Raw genomic sequence first — 6207 nt, 5'->3', positions numbered from 1 at the left:
TTTTTCACCTTCCTCATCAAAAAACTTCACTCCACAAACCATTCCTTTATCATCTTTCAACAATCCATTAACTGAACAATAGTTAATTACTATAGCTCCAAGTTCTGTAGCACTTTGAAGTGTATTAATAGCCAAACGAGTATCATCAAACTGACCATCATGGTAAACAACACCCGCAGATATTTTATCAGGATTAATTGTAGAAATACGTTTTAATGTTTTCGCTTTTGAAATTCTTTTAGATCTTCCTAAACTTAATTTCCCAGCTAACAAATCGTACATTGTTAAACCAACTGTATATTGCAACTCATCAAACAAGCCGTGAGTTGGTATTATGAAGGATTGGTTTTTCACTAAATGCGGCGCATTTTGAGTTAACAAACCTCTCTCTACAACAGCCTCTCTTACTAAACCAACATCTCCTTGGGCTAAATAGCGAACTCCACCATGTACCAATTTTGTGCTTTTACTTGAAGTTGATTTTGTGAAGTCTGATTTCTCTAACAAAACAACTGAATATCCTCTTGCCGAAGCCTCCAACGCAATTCCAATTCCGGTAGCTCCACCTCCAATAATAATAAAATCATATTCTTTCGAATTGCCTCTAATTTTATCAATCATCTCACTTCTTTTCATATCTCAATAATTTAAATCAATAGTTACTTATATTTATTACATCGTAAATGTATAACATTCCGAAAGCTTTCGAAAGCTTTTTTTTATTTTTTTTTCGATAATATGACATTTATCACTGTTTCTAACTATTTCTCCACAAAGAAAATAAATAACTAATTGACAACGAAAACTTTAAAAATTAGAAACTCTTACCCTAAAATATTTTTTTAATTTCATTAATAAATAATTAAAAAATATTTCGTAATATTTCGAAATAAACTCATTATACCATATCTTTGCACCTATAAATACTATGATAATGATTTTAAATATTGCTGAAAGACATCAACTTATTTTAAAAAAACTAGAAGAAAAAGGCTTTGTTGATGTAAACGATTTAAGTCAGGAATTTGATGTTTCTCTAGTTACCATTAGAAAAGACTTAAAAGCTTTAGAAGAAAAAAATCTGCTATTCCGCTCGCACGGAAGAGCCATCCCATCCAATCCTTACGCTACAGAAAACCATGTTAATGTAAAGGAAAAAATCCAAACAAAAGAAAAAATTAGAATTGCTACCGCTGCAAGCTCAATACTAGAACCGAATGACAGTATTATAATTGCTTCAGGGACATCTGTAATTGAATTTGCAAAAAACTTAAAACCCGTTGAAGGTCTAACTGTTTTAACCGCATCATTAAATGCATCCTTAATCTTATCTGAAAACCCAAATATTGATGTTATTCAATTAGGAGGTATTGTTAGAAGAAGCTCATCATCTGTAATTGGCCCAATAAGCGAAAAAATGCTTGCCGAATTTACTTTTACCAAATTATTCTTAGGAGTAGATGGTATAGATTTGGAATATGGCTTAACTACAACCAACTCCATGGAGGCTTCTTTAAATAAAGAAATGATAAAAGCTGCCCAAAAAATAATTGTTTTAGCTGATTCTACTAAATTTGGAAGAAAGGGTTTTGGAAGAATTTGCGGAATTAATGATATTGACCACATAATTACAGATAGTGGTATTGATGAAAAAACAAAAAACAAACTTATTGAATTAGGAATTAACTTAACAATCGCTTAAATTACACACATTTTAAAAATAAAAATAACAAAAACTAACAATGAAAAATCTATTTTATTTAATCATTACTTTCGGCTTTTACTTTTCATCAATCGCTCAAAACAGCACAGAAATAAGCATTGGAAACAAAGTGAAACCTTTTGTCGCAATAGATGACACCGGAAAAACCTGGAACTCACTAAGTGTAACCTCCGATTTTTTGGTTGTTTATTTTTACCCTGCAGCTATGTCTGGAGGATGCACAAAACAAGCCTGTTCATACAGAGATAACAAAACCTCTTTTGATAAACTAAACACAACAGTTATAGGTATTAGCGGTGATGAAGTTGCGGGTTTGAAACATTTTAAAGAAAGCTACCAATTAAACTTCCCTCTACTTTCAGATTCAGAAGGTAAATTATCAAAATTATTTGGAGTGCCAACCACAGAAGGAGGCACCATTAACAAAGAGTTTAATGGCGAAAACTTTTTATTAACCAGAGAAATTACAACTCCAAGATGGACATTTATTTTAAATAAAGAAAGAAAAATTATTTATAAAAATGCGGATGTAAATGCCTCAGACGACAGTAAAATTGTTAAAGAATTTATAGAAAAACAGCTTTAAAAAGCTGTTTTTCTATAAACTTATTTTTCTAAAGCCAATTTATTTCGTAAAAGCAACATTAATAAAATTGCTATAAACCCTAAAAAACCCATTAAATACCAGTTTGCTGCAAAGCCAAAAACTCTTATAACTTCCATACCTGTTTTTGCACTGAAAATATGAGCTAATGAAAATGCCATTGTATACAATGCTAAATACTTTCCTTCCTTACCTTCGGCAGCTCTACTCATAGCAAAATTATTGGTAAAAGGAAATGCCAACATTTCACCTAGGGTAATAAAAATCATACCAATAATTAAAATAATACCCCAACTAAAAGTATTTAAAATTAAAAAGCTTAAACTAAACAAACCCAAACTCCAGGTAATTATCTTCAATTTATTAAATAACTTTTTCTCAATATAATGAATTAAAGGCATTTCAAATAAAAATATTAAAAAACCATTTAAAGCCATAATCAACCCAATTTGCAATTCTGTTAAGCCGTGAATTTCGCTATAATATAATGGCAATGTTGAAAATAATTGTAAAAACATAAATCCCATTAAAAAAACTACGGTTAAAAAAATCCAAAATGGTTTATCTTTATATATTGATTTAGTAACCAGTAAATTAGATAAATCATGAACAACAACCGAACTTTTTAATTCCTTTTTCTTTAATACAATTTTCATAATTAAAACAGCAGAAATACAAGTTATTCCATCTACCCAAAACAAACCAGCATAACCAATTCCAGCAATTATAATTCCACCTAAAAAAGGACCAAAAGAAAACCCAAGATTAATAGCTAAACGAATTAGCGTTAAAGATCTAGTTCTGTTTTCTGGTTTACTATACGACTTTAAAGAAACGAACATTGCTGGGCGAAACATATCCGCAACAGCCATTGTAAAAAAAATGGCAATTAAAAATCCTGAAAAACTTGTAATAAATTGTAAACCAATAAACAAAAAACCTGTAATAAATAAACTCCAAAACATAACCGCGTAAAATCCAACTTTATCAGTTAATTTTCCACCCAACCAAGACCCTAAAAGAGAACCAACCCCAAAACTACTCATAACCCAACCAACTTGAGTAAGCGTAAAATTTAAATTGGAAGTTAAATATAAAGACAAAAAAGGAAGCACCATTGTTCCCGCTCTATTTACAAAAGTAATTAAAGCTAAATACCAAATTTCTTTAGACAAACCCCTAAAGGAATTTTGATAACTATTTATAGTTTTTACAAGCATATTACAAAACTAAAAAAACCCAGCTTTTTGCTAGGTTTACAGTAAAAATAACATTGTTTTTAATTCAATAAAAAGCAATACAAGCACTTAACACAAAGAAACTTACACCTCTATTTCTAAAACAACAAGTCATTCTTTAATTTTAGCAATCAAAATTACAAAAATATTCCAATTATGTATCTTAGCCCTAATATTATTATTTAGTACTTTTGGATTTTATTAAACCTTATATGAAAAACACACTTATATTATTAATTATCGCTACAATTTTTATTCAGTGCAACTCACAAAATACCAAATACCAAGATGAAATTAAACAATTTCAATATAAATTAAACACTGAATTTGCTGATGCCACAACATCTCCACTAACAGAAAAAGATTTAAAAACATTTAAATCACTAGATTTTTTTGAAATAAATGAAAAATACAAAATTATTGCAGATTTTGAGCTAACACCTAACTCTCCAATTTTTGAATTAAAAACTACCACAGAAAGACTACCTTTATATAGAAAATACGGTATTGCAACTTTTGTTTTAAATGGCAAAAAACACCAACTAAACATATACCAAAGTCAAGACCTACTAAAATCTTTAGATTACGAAAACTATTTATTTCTTCCTTTTTACGACACTTCAAATGGACAAAGCAGTTATGGAGGCGGAAGGTTTATAGATTTAGAAATTCCGAAATCAAATAACAAAACCATTATTATAGATTTTAACAAAGCCTACAATCCTTATTGCGCATACAACCACACTTTTTCTTGCCCAATCCCTCCAAAAGAAAATTTAATATCAGTTCCAATTGAAGCAGGAGTAAAAGCTTACAAAAAACATTAAAAAAAGCCTATGCAAAATCGCATAGGCTTTTTTATCAATAAATAAACGAACTAATTAATGTTGATTCAAACGGAAATCTGGATACGCATCCATACCATGCTCGTGTATATCTAAACCTTCTTGCTCCTCTTCTTTAGAAACTCTAATTCCAACAGTTTTCTTCAAGGTATAAATAATTGCAAAAGAAGTAGTTAAACAAAAAGCACCAATAGCAACTACACCCAATAACTGAACTCCAAATTGAGACCATCCTGCTAAATCTCCAAAGATTCCAACAGCTAAGGTACCCCAAATACCATTTATTAAATGTACAGCAATTGCTCCAACTGGATCATCCAATTTCATTTTATCTACTAAAGCAACACCTAAAACAATTAAGGCACCGGCTATAAAACCAATAACAATAGAATCTGTTACGCTCATTACATCTGCTCCAGCGGTAATACCAACTAATCCACCTAAAATTCCATTCAAAAACATAGATAAATCATATTGTTTATATTTGAATAGCGACACTAAAAATGCCGACAATCCTCCTGCTGCCGCAGCCATACAAGTAGTAACTAACACTTTAGAAGTTGCACCTGGATCTGCCGAAAGCACAGAACCTCCATTAAATCCAAACCATCCTAACCATAATATTAAAACTCCTGCTGTTGCAAACGGAAGATTATGACCTGGTATTACTCCAATTGATCCATCTTTTTTAAATTTCCCAATTCTTGCACCCAATAAATAAACCGCAACTAAAGCAGCCCAACCACCAACTGAATGCACCAATGTTGATCCTGCAAAATCATAAAAACCTAATTCATCTAACCAACCTGCTCCCCATTTCCAAGAACCAGCAATTGGATACACAATTCCTACATATATAATTGTAAAAATCATAAAGGCGCCTAATTTTACTCTTTCAGCTACCGCTCCAGAAACTATAGTTGCCGCTGTAGCCGCAAACATTCCTTGAAACAAGAAGTCTGTCCAGTATGTATATCCTCCATCGGCATATTCTGCAGTTAAACCATTTTCTGGGGATGCTAACCCAAATAGATCGAAAAAATAATCTGGTATTACACCCGCTATAAATGAACCTGGATACATTAAATTAAACCCTACAAGTGCGTATAAAATTAACCCAATTGAGATAATAAAAACATTTTTAAATAAAATGTTAATTGTATTTTTTTGTCTAGTTAAACCAATTTCTAACAATGAAAACCCTAAATGCATTAGAAAAACTAATGCAGTACATATCATCATCCAAACATTGTTAACTGTAAATATTGTTTCTTCCATAATTGTTCTTTATTCTTGTTTTTATTTTAAGGATTCAGATCCTGTTTCTTTTGTTCTAATTCTGTATGTTTCAATAATATCCGAAACAAATATTTTCCCATCTCCAACTTGCCCGGTAAATGCCGTTTTTAACAAAACATCAATTGTTCTATCCAAAAAAGCATCAGATACTACTATAGACAAGAATCTTCTTTGAATATCCGAGGTACTATAACTCACACCTCTATAAACGTGTCCTTCTTTTTCATTTCCAACACCTGTTACATCCCAATAGCTGAAAAAATTCACTTCTATTTCGTGTAAAGCATCTTTCACTTCAACAAATTTAGATTTTCTTATAATTGCTTCAATTTTCTTCATTTTACGTGTTTTTTATAATTGATTGCATCAAAAATATATTATTTTTTTATTAACCCCTAATTTATTTAGGGTTCAAATATCATTTTTAGTATATTTTCAAATTACACCCTACTTATTTTATAGTTAAATAATTTTTTTTGATTTTTATAAAATATCAAC

Annotated in this window: 7 protein-coding genes; 3 read left to right on the top strand and 4 right to left on the bottom strand. The window is 30.4% G+C overall.

All coding sequences use genetic code 11. From position 1 onward, the window contains the following. On the bottom strand, nucleotides 1-636 hold a 636-nt coding region (locus ABY298_RS05310), incomplete at its 3' end, for an FAD-dependent oxidoreductase (RefSeq protein WP_372744973.1). Between the two features lie 298 nt (nucleotides 637-934). On the opposite strand from ABY298_RS05310, the gene ABY298_RS05305 reads away from it, so the two are divergent. Both ABY298_RS05305 and ABY298_RS05300 read left to right on the top strand, forming a co-directional pair. After that, entirely contained in the window at nucleotides 935-1702 is a 768-nt protein-coding gene (locus ABY298_RS05305; RefSeq protein WP_372744972.1) for a DeoR/GlpR family DNA-binding transcription regulator, read from the top strand. Nucleotides 1703-1742: 40 nt separating this feature from the next. After that, a complete protein-coding gene (locus ABY298_RS05300; RefSeq protein ID WP_372744970.1) occupies nucleotides 1743-2309 on the top strand; it encodes a peroxiredoxin in 567 nt (188 codons plus the stop codon). A gap of 20 nt (nucleotides 2310-2329) precedes the next feature. Here ABY298_RS05300 and ABY298_RS05295 read toward each other — a convergent pair whose 3' ends face one another. Beyond that, nucleotides 2330-3502 carry an MFS transporter gene (locus tag ABY298_RS05295; RefSeq protein ID WP_372744969.1) on the bottom strand — a complete coding sequence of 391 codons (1173 nt, stop codon included), beginning with the start codon at nucleotides 3500-3502 and terminating at the stop codon, nucleotides 2330-2332. 275 nt (nucleotides 3503-3777) lie between these two features. Between ABY298_RS05295 and ABY298_RS05290 the strand changes: the two genes are divergently transcribed. After that, nucleotides 3778-4392, top strand: a complete 615-nt coding sequence (locus tag ABY298_RS05290) for a DUF1684 domain-containing protein (protein WP_372744968.1) — start codon at nucleotides 3778-3780, stop codon at nucleotides 4390-4392. A gap of 54 nt (nucleotides 4393-4446) precedes the next feature. Here ABY298_RS05290 and ABY298_RS05285 read toward each other — a convergent pair whose 3' ends face one another. Then, the gene (locus ABY298_RS05285; protein ID WP_372744967.1) at nucleotides 4447-5688 is read right to left on the bottom strand and encodes an ammonium transporter; all 1242 of its coding nucleotides are present in this window, start codon (nucleotides 5686-5688) and stop codon (nucleotides 4447-4449) included. 21 nt (nucleotides 5689-5709) lie between these two features. Further along, complete coding sequence (locus tag ABY298_RS05280; protein WP_372744966.1) at nucleotides 5710-6048, bottom strand: P-II family nitrogen regulator; 339 nt, start codon at nucleotides 6046-6048, stop codon at nucleotides 5710-5712. Between the last annotated feature and the right edge of the window lie 159 nt (nucleotides 6049-6207).

The sequence above is a fragment of the Lutibacter sp. genome (assembly GCF_041596795.1).
GTDB lineage: Bacteria > Bacteroidota > Bacteroidia > Flavobacteriales > Flavobacteriaceae > Lutibacter.
The sequence above is the reverse complement of the archived record's forward strand: the minus strand, read 5'-3'. Positions and strand labels throughout refer to the sequence as shown.